The sequence below is a fragment of the Pseudomonas sp. NGC7 genome (assembly GCF_047159675.1).
Lineage (GTDB): Bacteria > Pseudomonadota > Gammaproteobacteria > Pseudomonadales > Pseudomonadaceae > Aquipseudomonas > Aquipseudomonas kermanshahensis.
Genome location: NZ_BAAFZY010000001.1, coordinates 2721839 through 2748037 on the forward strand (window position 1 = coordinate 2721839; position 26199 = coordinate 2748037).

At 66.1% G+C, this 26199-nt stretch carries 20 protein-coding genes and 2 pseudogenes; 15 read left to right on the plus strand and 7 right to left on the minus strand.

What is annotated here, in order from left to right:
* Window positions 1–64: 64 nt before the first annotated feature.
* The 6 genes from ACMCNM_RS12310 to ACMCNM_RS12335 all read right to left on the minus strand — a co-directional run bounded on the left by ACMCNM_RS12310 (window position 65) and on the right by ACMCNM_RS12335 (window position 10485).
* Window positions 65–1654 (minus strand): sigma 54-interacting transcriptional regulator, encoded by a 1590-nt coding sequence (locus ACMCNM_RS12310; RefSeq protein WP_412764444.1) that lies wholly within the window; start codon window positions 1652–1654, stop codon window positions 65–67.
* 12 nt (window positions 1655–1666) lie between these two features.
* Window positions 1667–2440 (minus strand): SDR family NAD(P)-dependent oxidoreductase, encoded by a 774-nt coding sequence (locus tag ACMCNM_RS12315; RefSeq protein WP_412764445.1) that lies wholly within the window; start codon window positions 2438–2440, stop codon window positions 1667–1669.
* A gap of 61 nt (window positions 2441–2501) precedes the next feature.
* The gene (locus tag ACMCNM_RS12320) at window positions 2502–3686 is read right to left on the minus strand and encodes an acetyl-CoA C-acyltransferase (RefSeq protein WP_412764446.1); all 1185 of its coding nucleotides are present in this window, start codon (window positions 3684–3686) and stop codon (window positions 2502–2504) included.
* Window positions 3687–3720: 34 nt separating this feature from the next.
* Window positions 3721–5814 (minus strand): 3-hydroxyacyl-CoA dehydrogenase NAD-binding domain-containing protein, encoded by a 2094-nt coding sequence (locus ACMCNM_RS12325; protein ID WP_412764447.1) that lies wholly within the window; start codon window positions 5812–5814, stop codon window positions 3721–3723.
* A gap of 113 nt (window positions 5815–5927) precedes the next feature.
* Window positions 5928–7715: an acyl-CoA dehydrogenase C-terminal domain-containing protein gene (locus ACMCNM_RS12330; protein ID WP_412764448.1), complete on the minus strand. Its 1788-nt coding sequence runs from the start codon at window positions 7713–7715 to the stop codon at window positions 5928–5930.
* A 112-nt stretch (window positions 7716–7827) separates the two neighbouring features.
* The gene (locus ACMCNM_RS12335) at window positions 7828–10485 is read right to left on the minus strand and encodes a LuxR C-terminal-related transcriptional regulator (RefSeq protein ID WP_412764449.1); all 2658 of its coding nucleotides are present in this window, start codon (window positions 10483–10485) and stop codon (window positions 7828–7830) included.
* Between the two features lie 315 nt (window positions 10486–10800).
* On the opposite strand from ACMCNM_RS12335, the gene ACMCNM_RS12340 reads away from it, so the two are divergent.
* The 12 genes and pseudogenes from ACMCNM_RS12340 to ACMCNM_RS12395 form a co-directional block, all read left to right on the plus strand.
* Complete coding sequence (locus tag ACMCNM_RS12340; protein WP_412764450.1) at window positions 10801–11850, plus strand: phosphotransferase family protein; 1050 nt, start codon at window positions 10801–10803, stop codon at window positions 11848–11850.
* A complete protein-coding gene (locus tag ACMCNM_RS12345) occupies window positions 11847–12212 on the plus strand; it encodes a DUF6285 domain-containing protein (protein WP_027596385.1) in 366 nt (121 codons plus the stop codon). Before ACMCNM_RS12340 ends, ACMCNM_RS12345 begins: the two co-directional genes overlap by 4 nt.
* Window positions 12205–12915 carry a histidine phosphatase family protein gene (locus ACMCNM_RS12350; protein ID WP_412764451.1) on the plus strand — a complete coding sequence of 237 codons (711 nt, stop codon included), beginning with the start codon at window positions 12205–12207 and terminating at the stop codon, window positions 12913–12915. Before ACMCNM_RS12345 ends, ACMCNM_RS12350 begins: the two co-directional genes overlap by 8 nt.
* Before the next feature lie 27 nt (window positions 12916–12942).
* A complete protein-coding gene (locus ACMCNM_RS12355) occupies window positions 12943–14121 on the plus strand; it encodes an acyl-CoA dehydrogenase family protein (protein ID WP_412764452.1) in 1179 nt (392 codons plus the stop codon).
* Between the two features lie 199 nt (window positions 14122–14320).
* A complete protein-coding gene (locus ACMCNM_RS12360; RefSeq protein ID WP_099429635.1) occupies window positions 14321–15301 on the plus strand; it encodes a quinone oxidoreductase family protein in 981 nt (326 codons plus the stop codon).
* Window positions 15302–15311: 10 nt separating this feature from the next.
* Entirely contained in the window at window positions 15312–16160 is an 849-nt protein-coding gene (locus ACMCNM_RS12365; RefSeq protein WP_412764453.1) for a TauD/TfdA dioxygenase family protein, read from the plus strand.
* Window positions 16161–16189: 29 nt separating this feature from the next.
* Window positions 16190–17242: a 3-keto-5-aminohexanoate cleavage protein gene (locus ACMCNM_RS12370; protein ID WP_027596390.1), complete on the plus strand. Its 1053-nt coding sequence runs from the start codon at window positions 16190–16192 to the stop codon at window positions 17240–17242.
* Window positions 17243–17463: 221 nt separating this feature from the next.
* A complete protein-coding gene (locus ACMCNM_RS12375; protein ID WP_412764454.1) occupies window positions 17464–18798 on the plus strand; it encodes an MFS transporter in 1335 nt (444 codons plus the stop codon).
* Window positions 18795–19457, plus strand: coding sequence for a DsbA family oxidoreductase (locus ACMCNM_RS12380; protein WP_412764455.1), 663 nt, complete (start codon window positions 18795–18797; stop codon window positions 19455–19457). Before ACMCNM_RS12375 ends, ACMCNM_RS12380 begins: the two co-directional genes overlap by 4 nt.
* Complete coding sequence (locus tag ACMCNM_RS12385; RefSeq protein ID WP_099429632.1) at window positions 19454–19780, plus strand: Rieske (2Fe-2S) protein; 327 nt, start codon at window positions 19454–19456, stop codon at window positions 19778–19780. Before ACMCNM_RS12380 ends, ACMCNM_RS12385 begins: the two co-directional genes overlap by 4 nt.
* Window positions 19777–20247, plus strand: a pseudogene (locus tag ACMCNM_RS12390) (putative sulfate exporter family transporter); the annotation flags it as partial. The gene ACMCNM_RS12385 and the pseudogene ACMCNM_RS12390, both read left to right, overlap by 4 nt.
* Before the next feature lie 185 nt (window positions 20248–20432).
* Window positions 20433–20972 (plus strand): annotated as a pseudogene (locus ACMCNM_RS12395) (YeiH family protein); the annotation flags it as partial.
* 10 nt (window positions 20973–20982) lie between these two features.
* On the opposite strand, the gene ACMCNM_RS12400 reads toward ACMCNM_RS12395, so the two are convergent.
* Complete coding sequence (locus ACMCNM_RS12400) at window positions 20983–22038, minus strand: AraC family transcriptional regulator (protein WP_412764456.1); 1056 nt, start codon at window positions 22036–22038, stop codon at window positions 20983–20985.
* A gap of 258 nt (window positions 22039–22296) precedes the next feature.
* On the opposite strand from ACMCNM_RS12400, the gene ACMCNM_RS12405 reads away from it, so the two are divergent.
* The 3 genes from ACMCNM_RS12405 to ACMCNM_RS12415 are packed head-to-tail and all read left to right on the plus strand — an operon-like array spanning window position 22297 to window position 26151.
* A complete protein-coding gene (locus tag ACMCNM_RS12405) occupies window positions 22297–22863 on the plus strand; it encodes an RBBP9/YdeN family alpha/beta hydrolase (RefSeq protein WP_412764457.1) in 567 nt (188 codons plus the stop codon).
* A 31-nt stretch (window positions 22864–22894) separates the two neighbouring features.
* Entirely contained in the window at window positions 22895–24760 is a 1866-nt protein-coding gene (locus ACMCNM_RS12410; protein ID WP_412764458.1) for a DUF1302 domain-containing protein, read from the plus strand.
* A gap of 32 nt (window positions 24761–24792) precedes the next feature.
* Entirely contained in the window at window positions 24793–26151 is a 1359-nt protein-coding gene (locus ACMCNM_RS12415; protein WP_099453819.1) for a DUF1329 domain-containing protein, read from the plus strand.
* The last annotated feature ends 48 nt before the right edge of the window (window positions 26152–26199 follow it).

Sequence of the window (26199 nt, forward strand, 5' to 3'; positions counted from 1 at the left end):
AAAGGATTGGGCCCGAAACCGTCAGGCCACCAGAGGCCAAGGGTATCGGGCGCCTCGCGATAAGTCATCCGCAGGATGCGCGCAAACGCCGCCACAGGGTGCTGCGGCTGACACCCAGGCAACGCGCAGCCTGGTCCATGTTGCCGTCGCAGCTGTCCAGCATGCGCCGGGCGTGCGCCGCCTCGGCGGCCTTGCCCAGGCTGCGCAGGTTCTCGCTAGCGGGTAGCGGCTGTGCGGCGGCCTGCACATGCTCGAAAAATTCCGGGAAGAGCGTGGCCAGGCCGATGCCATCGGCGCCCACCAAGGCTTGGGCGCACAGCGCGGCGCGCTCGGCGATGTTGTCGAGCTCGCGAATGTTCCCTGGCCAGCGGTGGCGCAGCAGCAGGGGCAGCAGGGGTTGCAACTGCGGTGTGACGAGCGGTGTTGCACCGTGCCGTGCGAGCAGTGCCTCGAACAGGGGCAGGATGTCTTGGGGCCGATCGCGCAGGGGCGGCACGGCAAGGCGCAGGGTGTTCAGGCGGTAGAACAGGTCGGCCCGAAACTGCCCGTTGGCGATGCGCGCTGGCAAGTCGCAATGGGTGGCGGCAATTACGCGGATGTCCACCGGTGTTGGCGCGCAGCCACCCAGGCGCAGCACCTCGCGCTCCTGCAACACACGCAGTAAACGGGTTTGCAGCGGCGCGGGCATGTCGCCGACTTCGTCGAGGAACAACGTGCCACCGTGCGCCAGCTCGATCAGGCCGGGTTTGCCCCCTTTGCGCGAGCCGGTGAACGCGCCGTCTTCAAAGCCAAACAGCTCGCTCTCGAGCAGCGACTCCGGCAGGGCCGCGCAGTTGATCGCCACGAACGGCCCCTGCTGGCGGGCGCTGGCGTGGTGCAGGCTTTGTGCGAGCAACTCCTTGCCCGTGCCGCTTTCGCCGGTGATCAGTACCGTCGTGTCGGTCGCGGCGTAGCGCTGCGCCAGCTGCACGGTCGCGCGGAACGCCGGGGCATCACCCAGCAACTGATCGAAACGATAGCGCGTCGTGAACGGCTGCGCGGCAGGCGGCTTGCGGCTGCGCCGGGGCTGAATGCGCAGGTTGTCGAACGCATGGCGCAGGCTGTCGCTGTCCAGGGCCAGCACGCCCTGAGCACCGGCCGCGTCGGCCAGCTGGCACACCGTCGGCGACCCGATGATGACCTGGACGCCGTCCGCGACCAGCTGCGCGACCTGCGCCCGGGCCTGTTCCAGGCGGGTATAGGTGTGCTCGTGCACCTTGAGGTTGAGCAACGCTTGCATCGCCGCCAGCCCGGGGTGGGGCTGGCCAAAGCTGAGCACGCCGACGCGCCGGGTGCGCGTGTGGGCCAGGGCGAGGGCGCGGATCAGGTCGTGCTCGCCCAGGTGCAGGGCCTGCACCGAGGTCGACAGGTGCTGGCGCAAGTAGTCGGCGGCGGCCCCGGAACACAGGATGACGTCAGCTTGCTGGCGCCTCTCCAGCTCGCGCGCCAGCGGTAGCAGCTTGCCGAGGGTGGTTTCAATCACCTCGACATGGGCCTGCTGCCGGTAGTCGGTGCTGACCTGCTCGATCAGCCGGGCCATGGGGCTGGGTGCTCCAGGGCAACGCAAGTGGGTGACCAGCGCGACCACGCGGGGCCGGTAAGCGGCGGTGGGCATGCAGGCTCCTTGTTACAACGGGTTGACCAAGTGCCCGCCATCCACGGCGAGGACGCTGCCGGTCATGAACGCACCGGCGTCACTGGCCAGCAACAGCAAGGGGCCGTCGAGCTCGCTCAATTGGCCCAGGCGGCGCATCGGCACGTGGTCCTTGATGTAACCCTGGCCGGCCTCGCTGTCGAAGTAGGCCTCGTTCATCTCGGTCTTGAAGTAACCGGGGGCGATGGCATTGACGCGGATCCGGTAGCGGGCCAGCTCCAGCGCCATGGCCTCGGTCAACTGCACCACACCGGCCTTGGCCGTGCAGTAGTGGCTCAGCCCGGCCCCTACGCGCAGGCCCAGGATCGAGGCGATGTTGACGATGCTCCCCGCGCGGCCGGCCTTGACCAGGCGCTGACCAGCACATTGGGCGACATGGAATACGCCATCGAGGTTGGTCGAGAGCATGCGCTGCCAGTCCTGCCCGCTCAGTTCGAGAAAGCGCCCAGGGTCGCCGATGCCGGCGTTGTTGATGACCACATCGACCACACCGAAGCGGGCCTCGGCCTGGTCGAAGGCCTGCTCGACACTGTCGCGTTGAGTGACGTCGAGCGCCACGGCCAACGCTTCGCCGCCCTGGGTTTCAAGTTGCTCGACCAGCGCCTGCAAGCGCTCGACCCGCCGCGCCGCCAGCACCACACGGGCGCCAGCGGCCTGGGCCAAGGGTGCGAAGTGGGCACCCAGGCCGCTGGAGGCGCCGGTTACCAAAACGGTCTTGCCGGCCAGGGAAAAAGGGGTTGCTAGCATGGAGCGTTCCTCATCTTTCAGTGAGTGGGCAGGGGTGAGAGCCCTTGCGGTCCGGTTGTGTTCACAGCACTTCAAACAGGCCCGCCGCCCCCATGCCACCGCCCACGCACATGGTCACCACCACATACCGCACCCGGCGCCGTTTACCTTCGAGCAGCGCATGCCCAACCATCCGCGCGCCGCTCATGCCATAGGGGTGGCCAATGGCGATAGCGCCGCCGTTGACGTTCAGGCGCTCAGGGTCGATGCCCAGGGTGTCGCGGCAATACAACACCTGGCAGGCGAACGCTTCGTTCAGCTCCCACAGGCCGATATCGTCGACGTTCAGCCCATGCTGCCTGAGCAGGCGCGGCACCGCGTACACCGGGCCGATGCCCATCTCTTCCGGCGCCAGGCCGGCCACGGCGATGCCCCGGTACAGGCCCAGCGGCCTGAGGTTGCGCTGCTCGGCCAGGCGCGCGTCCATCAACACGCAAGCGCTGGCGCCGTCGGACAGCTGGCTGGCGTTGCCGGCGGTGATGCAGCCACCGTCGAGCACCGGCTGCAAGCGCGCCAGGTCGTCCAGGCGGGTCTGCGGGCGGTTGCCCTCGTCCTGCGCCAGGGTTACCTGGCGGTAGCTGATCTCGCCGGTGTGCTTGTCCTTGACCCTTTGCTGCGCGGTTACCGGCACGATCTCGGCCTCAAACAACCCAGCCTGCTGGGCGGCGGCAGTGCGCAGCTGCGATTGCAGTGCATAGGCATCTTGCGCGTCACGGCTGATGCCGTAGCGCCGGGCGACGTGCTCGGCGGTGTGCAGCATCGGCATGTAGGCGTGCGGCACCTGCTGGATAACCGCGTTGTCCTGCTCGCCCAGCGCCCATTCGAGGTTGCGCACTTGTACCGCGCTGATGTTTTCGTGGCCGGCGCCAACGGTGACGTGCATGCCATCGACGATGATCTGCTTGGCGGCGGTGGCGATCGCCATCAGCCCGGAGGCGCACTGGCGGTCGAGGGTCTGGCCGCTGACCGACACGGGCAGCCCGGCCGCCAGTGCGCTCATACGCCCCAGGTTCCAGCCGGCGGTGCCAGAGGGCATGGCGGTGCCCATCACCAGGTCTTCAATTTCGTCGGCAGCGATGCCGGCCCGTGCAACGGCCGCCTGGATGGCATGGGCGGCCAGGATGGGCGAGCGCAGGTTGTTGAGGGCACCGCGAAAGGCCTTGCCGATCGGGGTGCGGGCGGTAGAGAGAATGACGGCGTCTTTCATGAACGGGGTTCCTTGATGGCCAGAAGAGGGCAGTTCAACGGTGTTGCGCGCGCAGCTTGCCGGTGCTGCTCGCCAGGCGCCGCAGCAAGGGGGCTGGCTGCAACCACAGGTGGCCGTAGGCACCCAGGCGATCGCGCAATTGCTCGATGCCAGCCAGCACGGTGTCCAGGCCGATGTCGCGGGCGTAATGCAGCGGCCCACCACGCCAGCCCGGGAAGCCGTAGCCGTTGACCCACACCAGGTCGATGTCCCCACTGCGCAGGGCGATGCCTTCGTCGAGCAATTGCAGGCCTTCGTTGATCAGCATGAACAGGCAGCGGTCGTGGATTTCCGCGTCGCTGATGGTGCGCCGGGTGATGCCCAGCTTGGCGGCCAGTTGCGCTGCGAGCTGCACCACCTCGGGGTCTTCGATGCGTTCGCGGCCCTCGTAGCGGTAGAAGCCGCGCCCGCTCTTCTGCCCGTGGCGGCCCAGCGTGTAGAGTTCGTCGGCCAGGCGGAAGTAGCTCGGGTCGTGGGCGATCTCGCTACGCCGCGCCTGGCGCACCAGGTAGCCGACGTCGATGCCGGCCAGGTCGTACATGGCGAAGACGCCCATGGCCAGCCCGAGGTCGGTCAGCACCTTGTCCACCTGGGCCGGCGAGGCGCCTTCGAGGACCAGGCGGTGGGCCTCGCGGGCATAAGGTTCGAGCATGCGGTTGCCGATGAAGCCGAAGCACACGCCAGACACCACCGGCAGCTTGCCGATGCGCTTGGCGATTTTCAGCGTAGTGGCCAGTACATCTGGCGCCGTGGCCCGGCCGCGCACCACTTCGAGCAGGCGCATGACATGGGCCGGGCTGAAGAAGTGCAGGCCGACCACGTCCTGCGGGCGGCGGGTGCAGGCGGCGATGCGGTCGACATCCAGGGTCGAGGTGTTGCTGGCCAGGATCGCGCCGGGCTTACACACCCGGTCGAGGGTGCGGAACACCGACTGTTTGATCGACAGGTCTTCGAATACTGCTTCGATCACCAGGTCAGTGTCAGCCAGGTCGGCGTAGTCGAGGGTGCCTTGCAGCAGGCTCATGCGCTGTTCGAGTTGCTCGGCGGTGAGCTTGCCGCGCTTGATGGCGCTTTCGTAATGTTTGCGGATCTGCGCCAGGCCTCGGTCCAGGGCCTCGGGCTTGAGCTCCAGCAAGCGCACGGGGAGGCCGGCGTTGATGAAATTCATGGCGATGCCGGCGCCCATGGTGCCGGCGCCGATCACGGCAACCTGGGCGATGTGGCGCAGCGCGGTGGCCGCGTCGATACCGGGAATGCGCAGCGCCTCGCGCTCAGCAAAAAACAGATGACGCAGCGCAGTGGCCTGGGGGTCTTGCAGCGCTTCGCGGAACAGCGCCTGTTCGCGGGCCAGGCCTTCGGCCAACGGCAGTTCGCAGGCCGCGCGCACGGCCGCCAGTACCCGCAGTGGCGCCCGTTGGCCAGGTTTGCGGGCTGCCAGCTGGGCCTCGTGCGTGGCGAACAGGTCCTCGGCTGGGAGCGCGGGTGTAACCCTTGGCGGGGCGGGGTTGGCGAGATTCTCGCGGGCAAAGGCGCAGGCTTGGTCGAGCAAGTCCTGGCCGGGCTCGACCAGGCGGTCTACCAGCCCCAGTGCCAGGCCTTGGCGGGCATCGATCGGTTCGCCGCCGAGCATCAGCTCCAGCGCGGGCGCCACGCCGATCAGCCGTGGCAGGCGCTGGGTACCGCCGGCACCGGGCAGCAGGCCCAGGCGTACCTCCGGCAGGCCCAGGCGGGCAGTGGCGCTGGCAACGCGATGGCTGCAGGCCAGGGCCAGTTCCAGCCCGCCGCCCAGCGCCACGCCATCGATGGCGGCGATCAGTGGCTTGGCAATGCTGGTCAGCGTTTCGAGCAATTCGGGCAGGGCGGGTGCCTGCCAGGTGCGTGGGCTGCCGAACTCGCTGATGTCGGCGCCGGCACTGAACGGCAGTGAGCGCCCATGCAGGATGACTGCCTTTACCTCAGGGTCGTTGGCGGCCTGGGTGCAGGCCTCTAGCAGTGCCTGGCGCAGGTCGTGGCCCAGGGCATTGACGGGGGCGTGGCACAGGCCGATCAAGGCCAGTTGGTTATCGCGGCGATAGTCGATCAGCGGCATGGGAACCTTCCTGTTGGTGTCCTGAAAAAAACGAGGCGGCGGCCCGGAGCGTTTGCCACCGCCGAAAAACCCGCTGCCCTGGGGGACTCGGCAGCGGAGCCTGCCAGGCAGGGTCAGCGGGCGAAGGCGGCGTCGCTGATGTTCATCAGGTTGTCACTGCCCGTGCGGATCAGCGTCTCGTGCAGGCTGGCCCGCGGCAGCAGGCGTTGCAGGTAGAAACGCGCGGTCTCGCGCTTGCCCTGGTAGAACGCGACGTCGTCGCTGCCGGCCGCCAGTGCCTGTTCAGCGACGCAGGCGGCGCGCAGCCACAGGTAGCCGATCAGGGTGTAGCCGCAGAGCATCAGGTAGTCGAAGGCGCTGGCGCCGATCAGGTTGGCGTCGGTGCTGCTGGCGTCGCGCAGCCATTCGCTGACGTCGCGCCAGGCGCTGACGCGCTGTTGCAAGGCCTGGGCGAGGTCGGCCGAGGCCGAGGTTTTTTGAATGAAGGCTTCGATTTCGCTGAGCAGTTCGTCCAGGGCTTCACCGCCATCGGCCAGTACTTTGCGGGTCAGCAAGTCGATACCCTGGATGGTGTTGGTGCCTTCGTAGATCGCGGTGATGCGTACATCGCGGGCGATCTGCTCCATGCCCCATTCGTGGATGAAACCGTGGCCGCCGAAGACCTGGATGCCCAACTGCGCAGCTTCGTTGCCGGTTTCGGTCAAAAAGCCCTTGGCAATCGGCGTGAGCAAGGCCAGCCGGCGTGCCGCGGCCTGGCGCACACCTGGGGTGGCGCCGTGGTGCAGCAGGTCGACGCCCTTGGCGCAGGTGTAGGCCAGCATGCGACCGCCTTCGGCATAGGCCTTTTGGGTCAGCAGCATGCGCCGGACATCGGCATGGCCGATGATCGGGTCGGCGGGCTGGTCGGCGCGCAGGCGCGGTGTGGCACGCATCTGCACGCGGTCGCGGGCATAGGCCAAGGCCCCCTGGTACGAGGCTTCGGCGTGGGCCTGGGCCTGCTGAGAAACTGCCAGGCGCGATTCGTTGATGTAGGTGAACATGGCGTTCAGGCCACGGTTGGCTTCGCCCAGCAGGTAGCCTGTGGCGCCGTCGAAGTTGAGCACGCAGGTGGCGTTGCCGTGGATGCCCATCTTGTGTTCGATAGACCCGCAACTGACGCCGTTGGGGGCGCCCAGGCTGCCATCGGCATCGACCTGGACCTTTGGCACGGCAAACAGCGAAATGCCCTTGACCCCGGCCGGTGCGCCTTCGATGCGCGCCAGCACCAGGTGCACGATGTTTTCCGTCAGGTCGTGCTCACCGGCCGAGATGAAGATCTTGCTGCCGTTGATGCGGTAGCTGCCGTCGGCCTGGGGCCGAGCGCTGGTGCGCAGCAGGCCGAGGTCCGAGCCGCAATGGGCCTCGGTCAGGCACATGGTGCCGCTCCAGCGGCCGGCGATCATTGGCGGCAGAAAACGCTGGCGTAGGGCCTCGTCGGCATGCTCGCTGAGGGTGCTGATGGCGCCGCCGGTGAGGTTGCCGTACATGCCCCAGGCGTGGTTGGCGCTGCAGATCATCTCGTGGTTGACGAAGCCCAGCGAGGGCGGCAAGCCCTGGCCGCCGTAGGCCGGGTCTTTGTCCAGGCCCAGCCAGCCGTTGGCGGCAAAGCGCTTGAAGGCCTCGGCGAAGCCCGGCGGGGTGCTGACCTTGCCATCCTGCCATTGGCAACCGTGCTGGTCGCCCACGGCGTTGAGCGGTGCCAGTTCCTGCTCGGCGAACTTGGCGCCTTCCTCGACGATGGCGGCGAAGGTGTCCGCGTCGGGGGCTTCGCAGCCAGACAGCTGTTGATAGTGGCCGCTCAGGTCGAGCAGCTCCTGGGCAACGAAGGTGATATCGCGCAACGGGGCGGTGTAGCTGGGCATGCCGGACTCCTGGGTGGGTGGATTCGGCATGTTGTAGCAGGCAGGCCCCGCGCGCCGCGTCCACCCCCCCGGTGGAATGGGGGGTGGAATCGACGTGGCGTGCGGGTGGAGATCAGTTCAGCAATTGCAATTCGCGCGCTGAGCACAAGGCGCTGTCGCGGTCGGCCACGTCGAGTTTGCGGAACAGGTTGTTGATGTGGGTCTTGACCGTGCTCAGGCTGATGAACATCGCCTCGGCAATCTGCCCGTTGCTTTGCCCGCGTGCCATGCGTTGCAGCACCTCCAGTTCACGGCGCGACAGCGGCACGATCAACGCGCTGTCGGTGCTGTCTCGCCCCGCCAGCAGGGGGCGGAACAGGGCATTGAGGCGCTCGCGTGACGGTGGCGGGACCGCCAAGGCCAGGCGCTCGCGAACCTGTGGCAGCAGCAACTCGCGCAAGGCTTCAAGGCACGCTTCGCCTTCGTACTGCAACAATTGCCCGAAGCCGTATTCACACGCCAGTTGCAAGGCCTGTTCGAGGCTGTGCAGGGCCTGGTCGTGGGCGCCACGGTCCTGGTGCAGGGCTGCGTCGAGTAACAGGGTGTCGAGCAACAGGCGGCGGTTGGTGTTCGCTTCGGCCTGGGTGTGCAGTGCCGCCTGGATCTGCCGCGCCTTGTCGCGCTGCCCCAGGTGGCGCTGCACCCAGGCATAGGCCAGCCACTCTTCAGGCAGCAACTGCTGGTCATACTGGCGGCTGCACCAGTGCCACTGGTCAAGCCACTCGGGCAGGTAGTCGGTGTCGTTGTCACGCAGCGCCAGGCGCGCCAGCCAGGCCCCGGCCTGGCGGTACAGGGTGAACAGGCGGAACTGCAAGGCCAGCCGGCGCACTTCTTGCCAGCGCGCCTTGGCCTGGGCGGTCTCGCCCAGCGCCCAGTGCAGGCAGGCCTGGTGGTGGAACACCCAGGGCAGCGCGGCGCTGTGCGGGAAGCCCAGCGCCAGTACTTCGGCCTGGGCCAGGGCGTGGCGCGCCTGGCTTAGCTGGTTGGCTTGCAGCAGGGCCAGGCCTTTGCCCAAGTGGCGGAACAGCTCATAGAAACGCCCCGAACTGCCGGCAGCGGGCTGCTCGGCCATGCCTTGCAGGCGTTCCCAGGCCGCTTCGCTGGCGCCTTGGGCCAGTTCGATCTGGCCCAGCAGCAGTTGCAGCAAGTTGGTGTAGCCGCTCAGCCCGAAGCCTTGCAGTTCGACCAGGGCGCGGCTGGCTTCGGCGTGGGCCGGTTGCAGTTCACCCAAGGCCGCCAGGCAGTTGGCCCGGTCGAAATACAGCACCGAGCGCGCAGCATTGTGCTGCCCAAATTGCTGCAATGCCCGTGCAGCCAAGGCCAGGCCGTGCGCCAGGTTGCCGCCCAGGTAGGCCAGGCGGCTACGCAGGAACATCACCGTCTGCTGCACCCGCTCGGGGTGGCGCGGCACAGCGTGGCGGCGCTGCAGGGCGTACAGCTGGTGCAGGCACTGGCAGGCCTGGGTAATGTCGTTGGTGACCATCACCGTGGAGGCTTCGGTCACGGCCAGGGTGAAGCTGTCGTTGCCGGCATGGCCGGCTACCTCGTCGAGCACATCGACCAGGGTGTTGACCTTGCCCTCGCGTAACAGCTCGAAGCCATGCCGGTCGACGATGCCGAGCACGGCGTCCAGGTCCCTGGCCCGGCCGTACTGGTAGATTGCCTCGGTGAAGCGGCGCTGCGCCAGCAGCCAGTTCGCGGCCTGGCGGTGCAGTTGCCGCAGATGTTGTGGGTCGCGTTGTTCGAGGCGTTGGTAAAGGCTGTTGCGCAGGGCAGGGTGGTAGCGGTATTCGGCGTGGCTGGCCTGGGGCATTTCGATGATCAGGTCCAGCCGCTGCAATTGGCGCAGCGCCGCCGCCACATCGGTATCGGCGGCCAGTTCACCGGCCAGCCCCGCATCGAACACCTGGGCTACGGCGGTGTGTTCAAGAAAGCCGCGCAAGGCGGTGGGCAAGCGCTGCAGGCGTTCTTCTTCCAGAAACTGCCGGGCATGGGCGTAGGCCAGCCGCGTGATCGGGCGCAGGTCGCCGGGCGGCTGGCCGGTGCTCTGCAGCGCTTCGCGGTAGGCCTCGAACCAGAACAGCACGCCGCTGGGCCAGCCCTCGCTGCCGGCGCGCAGTTGGTACAGCGCGTCGCTGCCCAGGCGGACGTCACGGGCCAGTGCCAGCTGGCGGGTCTCTTCGCTGTCCAGGGCCAGTTCACGCGCGCTTAGCACGGCCAGCCGGCCGTCGCGGCGCAGGTGGGCCAGGGGTAACGCCGGCGGGCCTTCGCTGGCGGCGAGCAGGCGCAGTGCTGGCGGCGGGTCGTGCAGCAGGGTGTCGAGGTACTGCCAGGCCTGGGCGGCGTTGAGCAGGTGCAGGTCGTCGAGCAGTAACGTTACCGGGGCCTGGCGGGCTTCAAGGTCGGCGAGGATGTGGCTCCACAGCTGTTCGGCCTGGGGGGACTCGCGGTGTGACGCCGGCAATTGAAGGGCGGCGTGCAGGTGCAGCAGCAGGGCCACGGGCTGGTTTTCGGCGCGGGTCAGGCGCAGCCATGCAAAGGGGCCGGTGAGGCGGCGGGCGAACTGGGCGAGCAGGGTGCTTTTGCCGTAGCCCAAGGGCGCTTGCAGGAGGATGACAGCGCCGTCGTCCAGCGCGCTGGCCAGGTAGTCGAGCAACCGGGTGCGCTGTAAGGCCCTGGGTGGTTCGGCGGGTGGGCGCAGCTGGTTGGGTTTGAGCGCGGGAAGGTGCATGGCGAGCAGTGCTCCGTCGGGTCAGCCAGGTATCGTAGGGGGTGGTGGGTGTTTGTCACAACATTTTTGGCGCCTGGCAGATCGAGCGCCGCCCGCGCGGCGCTCGATCTGCCAGGCGCTGCAAATGTTGTGGCGAACACATCAGCCCTGAACAACCCGTTCAAATTTGAAACCGCCCCGTTCAAATCCACCATCAAATCAAACCCAAAAATCGCTATAAATCATTGATTAATAAAAAATAATAAAACCAATAAACGACCTGGCAATCATCTTGCAATCGGCTAGTCCACGAACGACCAGCCAATTGGACCCACCATGCCCATCACCCATCCCGCGCTCCCCCCCAGCGCTCGCATCGACATCCCAGACGCCCATTCACGGCTCTCTACCTACCTACAAAACCAACTCGACAGTCACCCCGTGACCCTCACCCGCAGCGAGCGATTGTCAGGCGGTGCCATCCAGGAAAACTGGCTGCTCGAGGCCGAAGTCGCAGGCCAACCACAGCGTTGGGTACTGCGCACCGACGCTGCTTCCGCAGTAGCCGCCAGCATGACCCGCGAGCAGGAGTTCGCAGTGCTCGACGTGGTCCACCAAGCCGGTGTCAACGTACCCAAGCCCCTTTGGTTGTGCCAGGACCCGCAGGTCATCGGCCGCGGCTTTTTCATCATGCAGGCGCTGGCCGGCACTGCCAGTGGCCACCGCCTGACGTCCGCCCAAGGCGCGCCCCAGGGCAACCCGGCACTGTGCCGGCAGTTGGGCGCCAACCTGGCGCGCCTGCATCAGGTACGCCCGCCGCAGCAGGCGCTGGCGTTTCTGCCCGCCGCTGCACCCGACACGGTGCAAGCCAGCGTCGACCAGTACCGCCAGTTTCTGGATGCCTTGCCAGGCAACCACCCGGTGCTGGAGTGGGGCTTGCGCTGGTGTGAGCTGAACAAGCCTGCGCCCTTGCCCACGTGCCTGCTGCACCGCGACTACCGCACCGGCAACTACATGGTCGAGGCCGGTGCACTTAGCGGCGTACTGGACTGGGAGTTCGCTGGCTGGGGTGACCCGCGTGAAGACCTGGGCTGGTTCACCGCGCGCTGCTGGCGCTTCGGCCGGCCGGACCTGGAGGCGGGCGGCATCGGCCATCTGCAGGACTTGCTCGCCGGATACCGCAGCGTGTCGGCGCTGGAACTGGACAGCCAGGCGCTGCGCTTCTGGCAGGTCATGGCCCACCTGCGCTGGGCGGTAATCGCCCTGCAGCAGGCCGAACGCCATGTGTCTGGCCAGCAACGCTCGCTGGAGCTGGCGCTGACCGGGCGGATGGTCAGCGAACTCGAACAGGAAATCCTCTTGCTCACCCGTGGAGGCCACGCATGAACCAGCCCGATGCCCGCGACCTGCTTGTGACGGCGCGCGACACCCTGCTCACCCATCTACTGCCGGCGTTGCCGAAAGGGTTGCACTATCAAGGCCGGATGGTCGCCAGCGCCATGTTGATCGCCAGCCGCGAACTGGCGCAGGCGGCGGACTGTGCCGAGGTCGAGCGCCAGGCCCTGGAGGCCTTGCTGGCGCAGCACGGCCAGGCAGCGACGGGGCTTGAACAGGCCCGTGCGTTGCTGGCACGGCGCATTCGCCAAGGCGCCTACGATCAGGACCCAACACGTTTACTGGCGGCGCTGCGGGCGATCAACCGGGCGCAGTTGAGCATCAGCAACCCGAAGGTGCTGGCCCATGACTGACCAGCCCGCACAGCGTCGCCGCTGCTACCTGGTTCGGCATGGCCATGTCGATTACTTCGACGCCGATGGCCGGCCCCTCGACCCGCGCCATGTGCCGCTGTCCGCGCAAGGCGTGGCCCAGGCCCAGGCGTTGGGCCAGGTGCTGGCGCACACCCGGTTCGACCGGGCGGTGTGTTCGGACTACCCGCGCACCCGCCAGACCCTCGACCAACTGCTGGGCCCGCGCACCTTGGCGGTGGAGCAGCGCGCCGCCTTGCGCGAGATACGTGCCGGCCGCCTGCGGGAAATCCCCCCTGGCTGCCTGCACCGCGAAGTGGCCCAGGCCTATCACCTGGCCGACCGCCCCGGCGGCGCCTTTTTGCGCGGCGAGCCTTGGGTGGCGTTCCAGCAACGGGTGCTGGACAGCTTCCAGCAATTGCTGGCCGAGCCCGGCTGGACATCGTTGCTGCTGGTCAGCCACGACGCCGTCAACCGCATCCTCCTGGCCTGGGCCAGCGGCGCCGGGCTAGGCGGGCTGGCCGCCTTCGAACAAGACCCTGCTTGCCTGAACATCGTCGATATCGACATGGCCGGCACGCAAGCACAGCACGCGTTCATCCGCACCCTCAACTACACCCCGTACGACCCCGGCAAGGCCTCGATCGACAAAACCGTGATGGAGCACCTGCATGCCGCCATCCACCCGCGCCGCCTGCACGCCTGAGCCTTTCCCTCTACAAGGAACCCCACCATGCATTTCGCCCTTTCAGCCGAGCTGCTCGCCCTGCAAGCCAAGACCCGGCAGTTCATTGCCGAAAGCGTCATCCCCCTGGAGCACGACCGCCGCCAGACCGCCCACGGCCCCTCGCCCGAACTGCGCCAGGTGCTGCTCGATCGGGCCCGCGAGCACGGCCTGCTGACCCCGCATGCCGCGCGTGAAATGGGTGGCCTGGGCTTGAGCCATGTCGAGAAGGCGATCATTTTCGAAGAAGCGGGCTATTCGCCACTCGGCCCGGTGGCCCTGAACATCCACGCCCCGGACGAGGGCAATATCCACCTGTTGGAGCAGGTGGCCACGCCGGCGCAAAAAGACCGCTGGCTGCGGCCACTGGTGCAGGGCCATATCCGCTCGTGCTTCGCCATGACCGAGCCCAGCCCTGGCGCCGGTTCCGACCCCTCGATGCTGACCACCTTGGCCGTGCGTGACGGTGACGACTACGTTATCAATGGCCAGAAATGGTTAATCACCGGGGCCGAAGGCGCGCAGCTGGCGATCATCATGGCGCGCATGGAAGACGGCAGCGCGACGATGTTCCTGACCGACACCGACCGCCCGGGCTTCATTCTGGAGCGCATGATGGACTCGCTGGACAGCTGCTTTGCCGGCGGCCATGCGGTGTTGCGTTTCGAAAACCTGCGGGTGCCGGCCAACGATGTGCTCGGCGAAGTGGGCAAAGGCTTCCGTTACGCCCAGGTGCGCCTGGCGCCAGCGCGCCTGACCCACTGCATGCGCTGGCTGGGCCAGGCCCGCCGCGCCCATGACGAGGCCTGTGCCTACGCCAACCGCCGGGTCTCGTTCGGCAAGTCCCTGGGCGAGCACCAAGGGGTGGGTTTCATGCTCGCCGACAACGAGATGGACCTGCATGCCACGCGCCTGGCGATCTGGCATTGCGCCTGGGTGTTGGACCAGGGCGAGCGGGGTAACGTCGAGTCGAGCATGGCCAAGGTGCTCAGCTCGGAGGCGATCTGGCGGGTGATCGACCGCAGTGTGCAGGTGCTGGGCGGGCAGGGCGTTACCGGCGAGTCAATCGTCGAGCGGATCTTTCGCGATGCCCGCAGCTTCCGCATCTATGACGGCCCCAACGAAGTGCACCGCATGAGCCTGGCGAAAAAGATCCTCGCCCGCGCGGCCACGGGGGCCGCCAAATGAAGCACGACAGCTATCAGAATCAGGTGGCCATCGCCGTCGACGGCGGCCTTTCGGCGTTCTGAGCCCCTGCGCCAGGCGCGCTGTCATCAACTGTAAAACCGTTGTCGTCCGATGATAAGCGGCGCTTGGCGCAACGGCCTAAATTGCCCCTCAAGACGCACTTTGTGTGCTCAACAACAATGACAAGAGGGAGATTGGCATGGCCAAAGCGGTACGTTTCTACGAAACCGGAGGGCCTGAGGTCCTGCGTTACGAAGACGTCGACGTCGGCGAGCCCGGCCCTGGGCAGGTGCGCCTGCGCCACGTGGCGGTTGGCCTGAACTACGCCGACACTTATTTTCGCAATGGCACCTACCCGATCCCGCTGGCCAACGGCATGGGCGTGGAAGCGTCGGGTGTGGTGCAGGCGGTAGGCGAGGGCGTCAGCCATGTGGTGGTCGGCGACCGAGTGACCTACACCGGCTTCCTCAACACCCTCGGCGCCTACAGCACCGAGCGCCTGATCCCCGCCGCGCCGTTGATCAAACTGCCGGAAACCATCTCCTTCGAGACGGCGGCCGCCATGACCATGCGCGGCCTGACGGCCTCGTACCTGATGCGCCGCCTGTACGACTTCAAGCCCGGTGACAGCATCCTGCTGCACGCGGCGGCCGGTGGCGTCGGCCTGATCGTTTCGCAGTGGGCCAAGCTGCTCGGCCTGACCGTGATCGGCACCGTCTCCACTGACGCCAAGGCGGCAGTGGCCCGCGCCCATGGCTGCGACCACACCATCAACTACAGCCACGAAGACGTCGCCCAGCGCGTGCGCGAGCTGACCGATGGCGTAGGCGTCAACGTGGTGTTCGACAGTGTCGGGCGCAACACCTTCATGGGCTCGCTGGACTCGCTCAAGCGCCGTGGCCTGATGGTGTGCGTGGGCACCGCGTCCGGCAAGATCGAACCGTTCGACCCGCAGTTGCTGGCGATCAAAGGCTCGTTGTTCATGACCCGGCCGGCCCTGGCCGACTACATCGCCGACCCGGCAGAGAAGACCCGCCTGGCCAGCGAGCTGTTCGACCATGTCAGCAGCGGCCGCATCCGCATCGAGATCAACCAGCACTACGCCTTGCAGGATGCGGTGCAGGCGCACCGTGACCTGGAGTCGCGCAAGACCACCGGCTCGTCGATCTTCGTCATCTGAGGGCACTGCCATGCAAGTCGAACAACTGACCTGCGCCATCGGTGCCGAACTGGTCGGCGTCAGGCTGGCCGATGCCATTCACGATGACGGCCTGTTCGCCGAGATTCGCGCCCAGCTGCTCAAGCACCGGGTGCTGTTTTTGCGCGACCAGGCCATCAGCCGCGCCGAGCACGTGGCGTTCGCCCGTCGCTTCGGTGAGCTGGAGGATCACCCCGTCGCTGGCAGCGACCCGGAGCACCCGGGCCTGGTGCAAATCTACAAACGCCCCGACCAGCCGGCCGACCGCTACGAAAACGCCTGGCACACCGACGCCACCTGGCGCGAAGCCCCGCCAATGGGCTGCGTGCTGCGCTGCGTGGAGTGCCCGCCGGTGGGCGGCGACACCATGTGGGCGAACATGGTGCTGGCCTACGCCAACCTGCCGGCCGAGGTCAAGGCCCGCATCGAGGGCTTGCGCGCCCGCCACAGCATCGAAGCCAGCTTCGGCGCCGCCATGCCGACCGACAAGCGCCTGGCGCTCAAGGCCCGCTACCCGGATGCCGAGCACCCGGTGGTGCGCACCCACCCGGAAACCGGCGAGAAGGTGCTGTTTGTCAATGCCTTCGCCACCCACTTCACCAACTACCACACCCCCGAGCGCGTGCGCTTCGGCCAGGACGCCAACCCCGGCGCCGCCGACTTGCTGCGCTACCTGGTGAGCCAGGTGTACATCCCCGAGTACCAGGTGCGCTGGCGCTGGACACCCAACAGCATCGCCATCTGGGACAACCGCAGCACCCAGCACTACGCCGTCATGGACTACCCGGCCTGCCACCGCAAGATGGAGCGAGCCGGGATCATGGGCGACAGCACTTTCTGAACAGACAAGAACAAGACTGAGGATCAGACATGCAATTCTTCGACGACTCGCTGCACCCGGAAAACATGGAAAAGGTAGTCATCACCGTGGCCCCCTATGGCCCCGAGTGGATGCCCGACGATTTCCCCCAGGACATTCCGGTGACCATGGACGAGCAGGTGCAAAAGGCAGTCGATTGCTACGAAGCCGGCGCCACTGTACTGCACCTGCACGTGCGTGAACTCGATGGTACCGGCTCCAAGCGCCTGTCTAAGTTCAACGAGCTGATCGCCGGGGTGCGTGAAGCGGTGCCGGACATGATCATCCAGGTCGGCGGCTCGATTTCGTTCGCACCCGAAGGCGAGGGTGAAGCGGCCAAGTGGCTGAGCGACGACACCCGCCACATGCTGGCCGAGCTGACCCCAAAGCCTGACCAGGTGACGGTGGCGATCAACACCACCCAGATGAACATCATGGAGCTGCTGTACCCCGAATATCTGGAAGGTACATCGCTGGCCAACCCTGGGATCCAGGCCGCCTATAGTGAAATGACCGTGCCCGCCGGGCCGGCCTGGGTCGAGGAGCACCTGCGTCGGCTGCAGGCCAGCAATATCCAGCCGCATTTCCAGCTGACCGGCATGCATGCCCTGGAAACCCTCGAGCGCCTGGTGCGCAAAGGCGTTTACAAAGGCCCGCTGAACCTGACCTGGATCGGCATTGGTGGCGGTTTCGATGGCCCGAACCCGTTCAACTTCTTCAATTTTGTGCACCGTGCGCCGGATGGCTGCACCCTGACCGCAGAGTCGCTGCTCAAGAACGTGCTGCCGTTCAACACCATGGCCCTGGCCATGGGCTTGCACCCGCGCTGTGGTATCGAAGACACCATCATCGACCAGCACGGCAAGCCGTTCACCTCGGTGCAGCAGATTCAGCAGACCGTGCGCGTGGCGCATGAGCTGGGGCGTGAAGTGGCCAATGGCAAGGAAGCCCGGGCGATCTACCGGATCGGCGAGCAGTACGCATCCGTCGAGGAAACCTTGCTGGCCAACGGCATGGCGCCGAACCGCCGGCCAGGCCAGAAGGGCGTGCCACAGCGCGCCTAAGGCACAGGTCTCACTCCCTGTAGGAGCAGCCTTGTGCTGCGAAGAGGCCCGTGATTACTGCGAAAATTTGCGGTTCTTTCACTGGCCTCTTCGCAGCGCAAGGCTGCTCCTACAAGGGGCGCGCGTCTGACGCGAGGCATGAGGCCAGTACCCGCAGCACAGATTTTGGCATTTGTTCATAACAACAAAAACAACCCAAGCCAGATACCCGAGGAGGCAGCATGGCCACCTATCACACCGGTGCGACGGACCCAGGCACGGATACATCACTGGGCATCCCCCGGCGCTATGCCTGGATCGTCTTTGCCCTGACCTTCGGCCTGTTGATCTCCGACTACATGTCGCGGCAGGTGCTCAACGCCGTGTTCCCCCTGTTGAAGCAGGAATGGCAGCTCAGCGACAGCCAGCTCGGCCTGCTCAGCGGCATCGTCGCCCTGATGGTCGGGCTGCTGACCTTTCCGCTGTCATTACTCGCCGACCGCATCGGCCGCATCAAAAGCCTGACCTTCATGGCGGTGATGTGGAGCCTGGCCACGCTGGGCTGCGCAGTCGCCGAAAACTACCAGCAGATGTTCATCGCGCGCTTTCTGGTCGGTGTCGGCGAAGCTGCCTATGGCAGCGTCGGTATTGCCGTGGTGGTAGCGGTGTTCCCGCGTGAGATGCGTGCCACCTTGGCCGGGTCGTTCATGGCCGGTGGCATGTTCGGCTCGGTGCTGGGCATGGCCCTGGGCGGCGTGATGGCCCAGCACCTGGGTTGGCGCTGGGCGTTCGCCGGCATGGCGTTTTTCGGCCTGGCCCTGGCGCTGCTCTACCCGCTGATCGTACGCGAGGCGCGCATTGCCCCGAAAAATCAGGCAAGCGCCAGCGACAAGGCCGCCTTGAAGGCTTTGCGCCCGCTGCGCACGCTCTATTCAAGCCGCTCGGTGATCAGCGCCTATGTCGGCAGCGGCTTGCAGCTGTTCGTCGGCGGCACGGTGATCGTCTGGATCCCCAGCTACCTGAACCGCTACTACGCCATGAGCACCGACCGGGCCGGCGCCGTGGCAGCAATCATCGTGCTGTGCAGCGGCGTCGGCATCGTGCTGTGCGGCATGTTGTGCGACCGCATGGGGCGCGATCGCCCTGATCGCAAGATCAGCCTGGCCATCGCCTACTGCCTGGGCAGCTGTGTGCTGCTGTCGGTGGCCTTCGCCATGCCGGCGGGCCTGCCGCAACTGGTCCTGATCTGCCTAGGCATGATGATTGCCGCAGGCACCAATGGCCCGTCCAGTGCCATGGTCGCCAACCTGACCCACTACGCGGTGCATGGCACGGCATTCGCCACCCTGACGCTGAGCAACAACCTGCTCGGCCTGGCCACAGGCCCGTTGATCACCGGCAAGGTGTCCGACCTGATCGGCCTGCAAGCCGCCTTTCAACTGGTGCCGTTGATCAGCATCGCCGCCGCCGCGGTGTTTTTCTACGCCAAGCGCCACTACCACCCTGACATGGCGCGCCTGGCCTGTGGCAATAGCCCGCAAGCGCCTGTCGAGCCTGTACTGGAGGCCCGTACGTGAAGCATTCGCTGTCGATTGACGTGTATTTCGATTTCATCTGCCCGTGGTGCCTGATCGGCAAGCGGCAACTGCAAACCGCGCTGGCTCAGTTGCGCGAAGCCCGGCCCGAGGTCGAGGTCACCCTGGCCTGGCACGGCGTGCAGCTGTTGCCCGACCTGCCCGCAACCGGCCAGCCGTTCGCCGACTTCTACCGCCGCCGCCTGGGCAGCGACGAGGCGGTGCGGCAACGCCAGGGGCAAGTGCAGGAGGCTGCGCGTGCCGTGGGCGAGCTGATCGACTTCAGCCGGATCGCGCGCATGCCCAATACTGCCGACGCCCATCGCCTGCTGCTGCATGCGGTCGAGCTGGGCAGCGAGCAACAGGTCGAGGCGCTGTTGGAGCGGCTGTTTGCCGCGTATTTCCGCGAGGGCGAAGACTTGGGCGATCGCGACACCCTGTTGCGCATCGCCGACCAGTGCGGCTTTACACCTGCCGCGCTGGCCGGGAGCCTGAGCGCTGATGGCCGGCCGTTCATCAGTGCCAGCGCCGACATCGCCAGCAGGGGCGTGCCGTGTTTCGTCTTCGACGACCACCTGCGCGTGTTCGGTGCCCAACCGGCAGAACAACTGCTCGACGCCATGCACCTGGCGCTGTCGCGTTCGGCGGGGGTGCAGGCGTGAACGGGCGTATCGAGGTACCGGCCCAGCGCGTGCCCGGCGTCGGCGAGCGTGTGCTGTTCGAACACGGGGGCAAAAGCCTGGCGTTGTTTAATGTCGACGGGCGTTTGCTGGCCATCGACGACAGCTGCCCGCACCAGGGTTCATCGTTGTGCGCCGGGCAACTGGACGGCGCTGTGATCCAGTGCCGCGCCCATGGCCTGCGCTTTGACCTTGCCAGCGGCTACCTGCTCAATTCCAAGGCACTCAAAGTGGCCAGCTACCCGGTGGAGGTGGAGGGCAACCAGGTCTTTATCATCATCACCGGCCAGGAGGTGGTGTCATGAGCACCCTTGCGCTTGCCCAGGTCAACCACCGCGCGCGGGAGTTGGCGCCGGGGCTTAGCGTCAGCCTGATTGCCGCTGGGGCGGCAAGCTTTCTGGCGGAGCATTATGGCGCGCCGGTCATGCTGTTCGCCCTGCTACTAGGCCTGGCACTGAATTTTCTGGCCAGCGATGGCAAATGCAAAGCCGGCATTGAATTCACCGCACGCACGGTGTTGCGCCTGGGCGTGGCATTGCTGGGCATGCGCATCACCCTGGAGCAGATGGCAGGCCTGGGCTGGAAGGCCGTCGCACTGGTGGTGATCCTGGTGGTGGTGACCATCGGCGTGTCGATGGTGGCGGCCAAGGCCCTGGGGTTCCAGCGCCTGTTCGGCATGCTCACCGGTGGCGCCACGGCGATCTGCGGCGCCTCGGCGGCGTTGGCGCTGGCCGCTGCGCTGCCCAGCCACCCGCAAAAAGAGCGGGCGACGCTGGGCGGATTCAACTGGTCGTCGCAACACCTTGATCGAGGTGTTTATGGGGCGACCCGCAGGATGGATGCAAAAATTAACGGGGCGAGGAGCGACACTCGGCTGGAAAACACCCGCTGAAGCTCTGAATGAGTATCTAAAATCTGTTCAACAATCTTGTGTTGCGACGATCGATTGAATCCGCCCTGTTCACCGTGATCGGTGTGTCGGCGTTGTCGACCCTGGCGATGATCCTCTACCCAATGATCGCCAACGCGCTCGGCCTGTCGCCACAGGCTGCCGGGGTCTTTCTTGGCGCGACGATCCATGACGTCGCCCAGGTAGTGGGGGCGGGCTACAGCATGTCGCCCGAAACCGGCGACACCGCCACGGTGGTCAAGCTGATGCGCGTCGCCATGTTGGTGCCGGTGATTGTTGTCGCGGCCATGATCTCGCGCCGCCAGGGTACCGACACCGCAGGCAAGCGCCCGCCATTGCTGCCCTGGTTCGCGGTGGGGTTTCTGGCGCTGGCCTGCATCAACAGCACCGGGTGGGTGCCGTTGGCCGTGCAGGGTGGGGTCAACGAGCTGTCGCGCTGGTGCCTGGTGGTGTCGATCAGTGCCCTGGGCATGAAGACTCAGCTCAAGGAGCTGGCCGCCGTGGGCATCAAGCCGATTTTGCTGATGGTCGGCGAGACGGTGTTCTTGGTGGCGCTGGTGCTGGTGCTGTTGCGCTTCGGCTTGTAACACCACGCGCTCAGCGCGTGGTGACGGGCCCCTGGGCCGCGCTGCGGGCGCGTTTGAGTGGCGTGGGCAGGTCATGCTGAACACGCCAGGTGGCCGGTGGCTGGCCGAACTGGCTGATGAACCAGCGGGTGAACGAACTGTGCATGGAATAGCCGAGCATGTCGGCGATACGCCCCAGCGAATAGCCGGGGCTTTCCAGGTAGCGCAGCACCAGGTCGCGGCGCACGCCATTGACCAGCTCGCTGAAGGTGGCGCCTTCTTCTTCCAGCCGGCGCTGCAAGGTGCGCACGTTCATGCCTTGGGTCTGGGCGATGTGTTCGATGGTGGCGCGGCCCATGGGCATCAGCAAAAAAATCGACTTGCGCACCTCGTGCACCAGGGAGGGGTTGCCGTCATCCTGCAGCGTACACACGTAGCGCTGGGCGAGCCGCGCCATGGCTTCGTTGGCCTGCGGGTTGGCCGTGTCCAGGTCGGAGGCCGAGCAGACGATGCCGTTGAAGTCGCTGTTGAACTCCAGCTTGCAGCCAAAAATGCGCCGGTGAATGGCCACGTCGGCAGGGGCGGCATGGGTGAAATTGACGCTGATCGGGTGCCAGTGGGCGCCTAGCAGCGCTGAGCAGAAGCGGTGCATCACACCGATGGCCAGCTCGATGGCCTGGCGGCTGTGTATCGGCTGCTCGGTGATGACCTCCTGGCGGATGATCACCGTCTTGCCGGTTTCTTCGATGTGGATCGCCAGCGCATTATTGAGCACATGGCGGTACTGCACGATCACCTGCAGCGCATCGCGCAGCGAATGCTGGTGGCTGATCAGCAGGCTGACCTCGCCAAAATCCGACAACTGGCGCAGTTCGGCCATGCGCAGGCCGAAGGCTTCGCAGCCGCTCAGCCGCGCCGATTCTTCAAGTACGCTGACGGCGGCAGCCACCGGGATGCGCTGGTCAGGCGCTTCGAGCAAGGACGCACTGAGGCCAGCCTGGGCCAGCAGGCCATGGCCGTTAAGGCCCAAGTGGCGGGAAACTTCCAGGTAGTTGGTGAGCGAAGCCGCTCGGGCGAGCACGGTCATATTGTTGTTTTCCACGTGTTCTTGATGGGCATCCCGCTGCGCTGGCGGATAGTCACTTATAGCGCCTGTGTCATCAGATGCAAAGCCATTTTCCTGCCGTTGGTCGCCCGTGGCGAGGGGGCTGCGGGAGGTCGCGACGGCCGTGTCATCAACTGAAAAATCCGTGACGCGCAATGTAAAGCGTGTGCCGGACCGACTCATTACTCTGGCCCTCAAGCAGTCGGCAATCGACCGAGTGAACAGAGCAAGGGCCCTGACATGGAAAAACTGCAAACCGCCGCCACCGTGCTGATCGTTCCTGGTCTGCGCGACCATGTACCTGAACATTGGCAGACCCTGTTGCAGGCGCGCCTGGCCAAGGTGCGTGCGGTGCCGCCACTGGAAACCGACAAGCTCAACTGCACGGCACGGGGCGAAGCGATCGAGCGTGAGCTGGCGCAAATCGAGGGCCCGGTGATCCTGGTCGCGCACAGCGCCGGCGTGCTGATGGTGGCGCACTGGGCGGCGCGCTATCAGCGGCCGATCAAGGGCGCCTTGCTGGCCGCACCGCCAGACCTGCACAGCGATTGGCCACAAGGCTATCCCACCCCGGATTCCCTGCGCGCCCAGGGTTGGGCGCCATTGCCAGGCGGCCCGCTGCCGTTCCCCAGCCTGGTAGCCGCCAGCAGCAACGACCACCTGGCCAGCCTGACCGCAGTCGCCGGCCTGGCCACGCAGTGGGGCAGCGCGCTGGTCGAACTCGGTGCCGTTGGCCACCTCAACCCTGCCTCGGGCTACGGCCCGTGGCCCCAAGCCGAGGCCCTGATACAGCAACTCGATCGCTGAGCCGCGCCTAACCCCCACGCAGAGACATCGCATGAACAACAATAAAAACGTTCTCTTCTGCCTTCCCCGCCGTAACGTGATGGCTACGTTGCTGCTGGTCGCCGGTGCGCCGGCTGCCCAGGCATTCCAGCTGGACATCGCCAACCCTGACTGGAGCGTGCGCTTCGACAACACCGCCAAGCTCAGCTATGGCCAGCGGGTCGAAGGCGAAAACGCCAAGATCGCCCGCACCGCCAACCTCAATGACGGCGACAAGAATTTCAGCGTCGGTAGCGCGGTCACCCAGCGCCTCGACCTGCTCACCGAGCTGGATGTGGTCTATCAGAACACCCTGGGCATGCGTGTCAGCGCGGCCAGCTGGTACGACCATGCCTATGACGACGTGGGGTCCAATTCCAACCCGTTCCCCGGCCAAGCCGGTAACGCTGGCAACCTGGTGCTGGCACGCCCGGCCGGTGGCTTGCCGGCGGGTACCGTGCTGGCCGGTGGCCCGGCACGCCACCATGGCCTGAGCCGTTACAGCGACCGTTACTACAACGGCCCGTCGGGCGAGTTTCTGGATGCCTTCGTGTTCTACAACACCGAAATCGGCGACGAGTCGATGCTGAGCGGCAAGCTGGGCTGGCACTCGGTGTACTGGGGCGAGACCCTGTTCAACGCCGCCAACGGCATCAACTATGGCCAGTCGGCCCTGGACCTGGCCAAGCTGTACAACGTGCCGGGTACCGAAACCAAAGAACTGTTCCTGCCGCGCAAGCAGTTGTCGCTGAGCTACACGGTCAACCCTGAACTGACCCTGGCCGCGCAGTACTTCCTCGAGTTCGAGAACTCGCGCCTGCCCGAAGGCGGTACCTACATGGGTGCCTATGACATGCTGGGCGACGGCGGTGAGATTTTCTGGCTGCCGGTGCCCAATGCCGTCGGCGGTGCCGGTGCCTTCTACGGCGCGCCACGCGGGCATGACATTCGCCCCCACAACACGGGTGACTTCGGCCTGATGGCCAAGTGGAGCCCAGAATGGCTCGACGGCACCCTGGGCTTCTACTACCGCAACACCTCCGACCCGACCCCGGCCGTGCTGATCAACGCCCCCAACCTGCACACCGGCAGCCTGGCCGGCAGCAGCTACATGGCCGCTTACGCCGACGATATCGACATCTACGGCATCAGCCTGGCGAAGAGCGTCGGCCCGGTCAGCGTGGGGTTGGACGTCAACTACCGCGAGAACATGCCGCTGATCAGCAACTTCAGCACCATCAACGGGCCGCTGTACGAGGCCTTGGCCGGCACCGCCGGCGGCACCAACCTGATCGGCGAGGTGCCAGGCCACGGTGAAACCGGGCTGGCCCGCGGCAAGACCTTCCATGTGGTGCTCAATGGCCTGGTGTCGTTTGGTGCCACGCCGCTGTGGAATGCATCGTCGTTGGCCGTGGAGGGCGCGATGACCCACCTGGTCAGCGTCGACAAGGGTGAGCAGACCTTCAAGGGCGACTCCACCTACCACGGCGTCGACAAGGTCACCACCAACGCCTACACCCTGGCGGTCAACTTCACCCCGACCTGGTTCCAGGCGCTGCCGGGGGTCGATGTGTCGATGCCGCTGTCCTACAACGTCGGCCTCAAGGGTAACTCGGCCATCCAGCTGGGCGGTAACGAGGACTCTGGCAGCTATTCGGTGGGGATCGCCGCCGATGTCTACCAAAAATACAAATTCGACCTGAAGTACGTCGACTCCTTCGGCAAGTTCGATACCTGCTCGAGCGGTACCGACAACAACACCCCAGGCACCAACGGGCGCTACCAGTGCATCCCCGGGCAGATCACGTCGCAGGCCGGCCTGGCGCCGCTGCTCAAGGACCGCGGCATGGTCACTGCCTCGTTCAAGACCACCTTCTGAAACTCCATTACAACAACAAGCGGAGAAACCTGATGAAGTATCTCAATAGCCTGCTGTCGGCCTCGCTTGCGGTCGTTATCGCCGGGGGCGCCCAAGCGGCCGCCCCGGCCCAGGATGTCGCCCGGCTGGGCAAGGACCTGACCGCGGTGGGTGCTGACAAGGCGGGCAACGCCGACGGTTCGATCCCGGCCTACCAGGGCGGCCTGAACACCCCGCCCGCTGGCTTCAAGCAAGGCGATACCCTGCGCCCCGACCCCTTTGCCACTGAAAAGCCGCTGCTGGTGATCGACGGCAAGAACGTCGACCAGTACAAGGACGCGCTGACCGCCACCACCGTGGAGCTGGCCAAGCGCTTCCCCACTTTCCACATCGACGTCTACCCCAGCCACCGCACTGCCGCGTTGCCCAAGGCACTGCTGGACAACACCCTGAAGAACGCTGCCAATGCCAAGTCCCTGCAGGATGGCATGGCCATCGAAAATGTCCTGCCCGGCGTGCCGTTCCCGGTGCCGCAATCGGGTGCCGAGGCCATGTGGAACCACCTGCTGCGCTACCAAGGCGTGGCGCAGAAGGCCAAGTACGACTCCTGGAACGTCGACGCTGCCGGCGTTGCGGCCCTAGCGACCACGGGCCTGGCCTACAACGCCTACCCGATCTACGAAGACCTGAACAAGGTCATCGAAGCCAAGGACATCTACTTCCAGACCAAGCTGTACTTCGAAGGCCCGGCGCGCCGTGCCGGTGAGTCGATGATGCTCAAGGACGCCGCCAACCCGCTGGTGCAGGAACGTCGCGCTTGGCAGTACCTGCCCGGGCAGCGCCGTGTGAAGCTGGCGCCGAACCTGGCCTACGACACCCCCAACCCGGGCACCGCCGGCTCGGGTACGTTCGATGACGTGTACGTGTTCAACGGCGCGCTGGACCGCTACGACTGGCACCTGGTAGGCAAGCGCGAGATGTACGTGCCGTACAACACCTACCGGCTGACCTACATCCACGACCCGAAAACCCTGACCACGCCGAACCACCTGGCGCCTGACCAGGTGCGTTGGGAGAAGCACCGCGTGTGGGTAGTGGAAGGCACGCTCAAGGGCAATGCGCGGCACATCTATGCCAAGCGCCGCTTCTACCTCGACGAGGACAGCTGGTTCGCCCTGGCCTCCGACCAGTACGACGCTCGTGGCCAGCTGTATCGCGGCTCGTTCAGCTTCTTCACGCAGAGCTACGACGTGCAGATCCCCAACAACAACCCGCATGTGGTCTACGACCTGGTGGGTGGCAGCTACAACGTCAATGGCCTGATTGGCCCGCACGGCGGTATCGAGTACATCGCCCCTCTGTCCAAGGCGCAGTGGTCGCCGGAAGCCCTGGCCGGCGCCGGTATTCGCTGACCCCGACGATCAGCCTGCCGGCTGCCCACAGGTGGCCGCCGGCAGGGT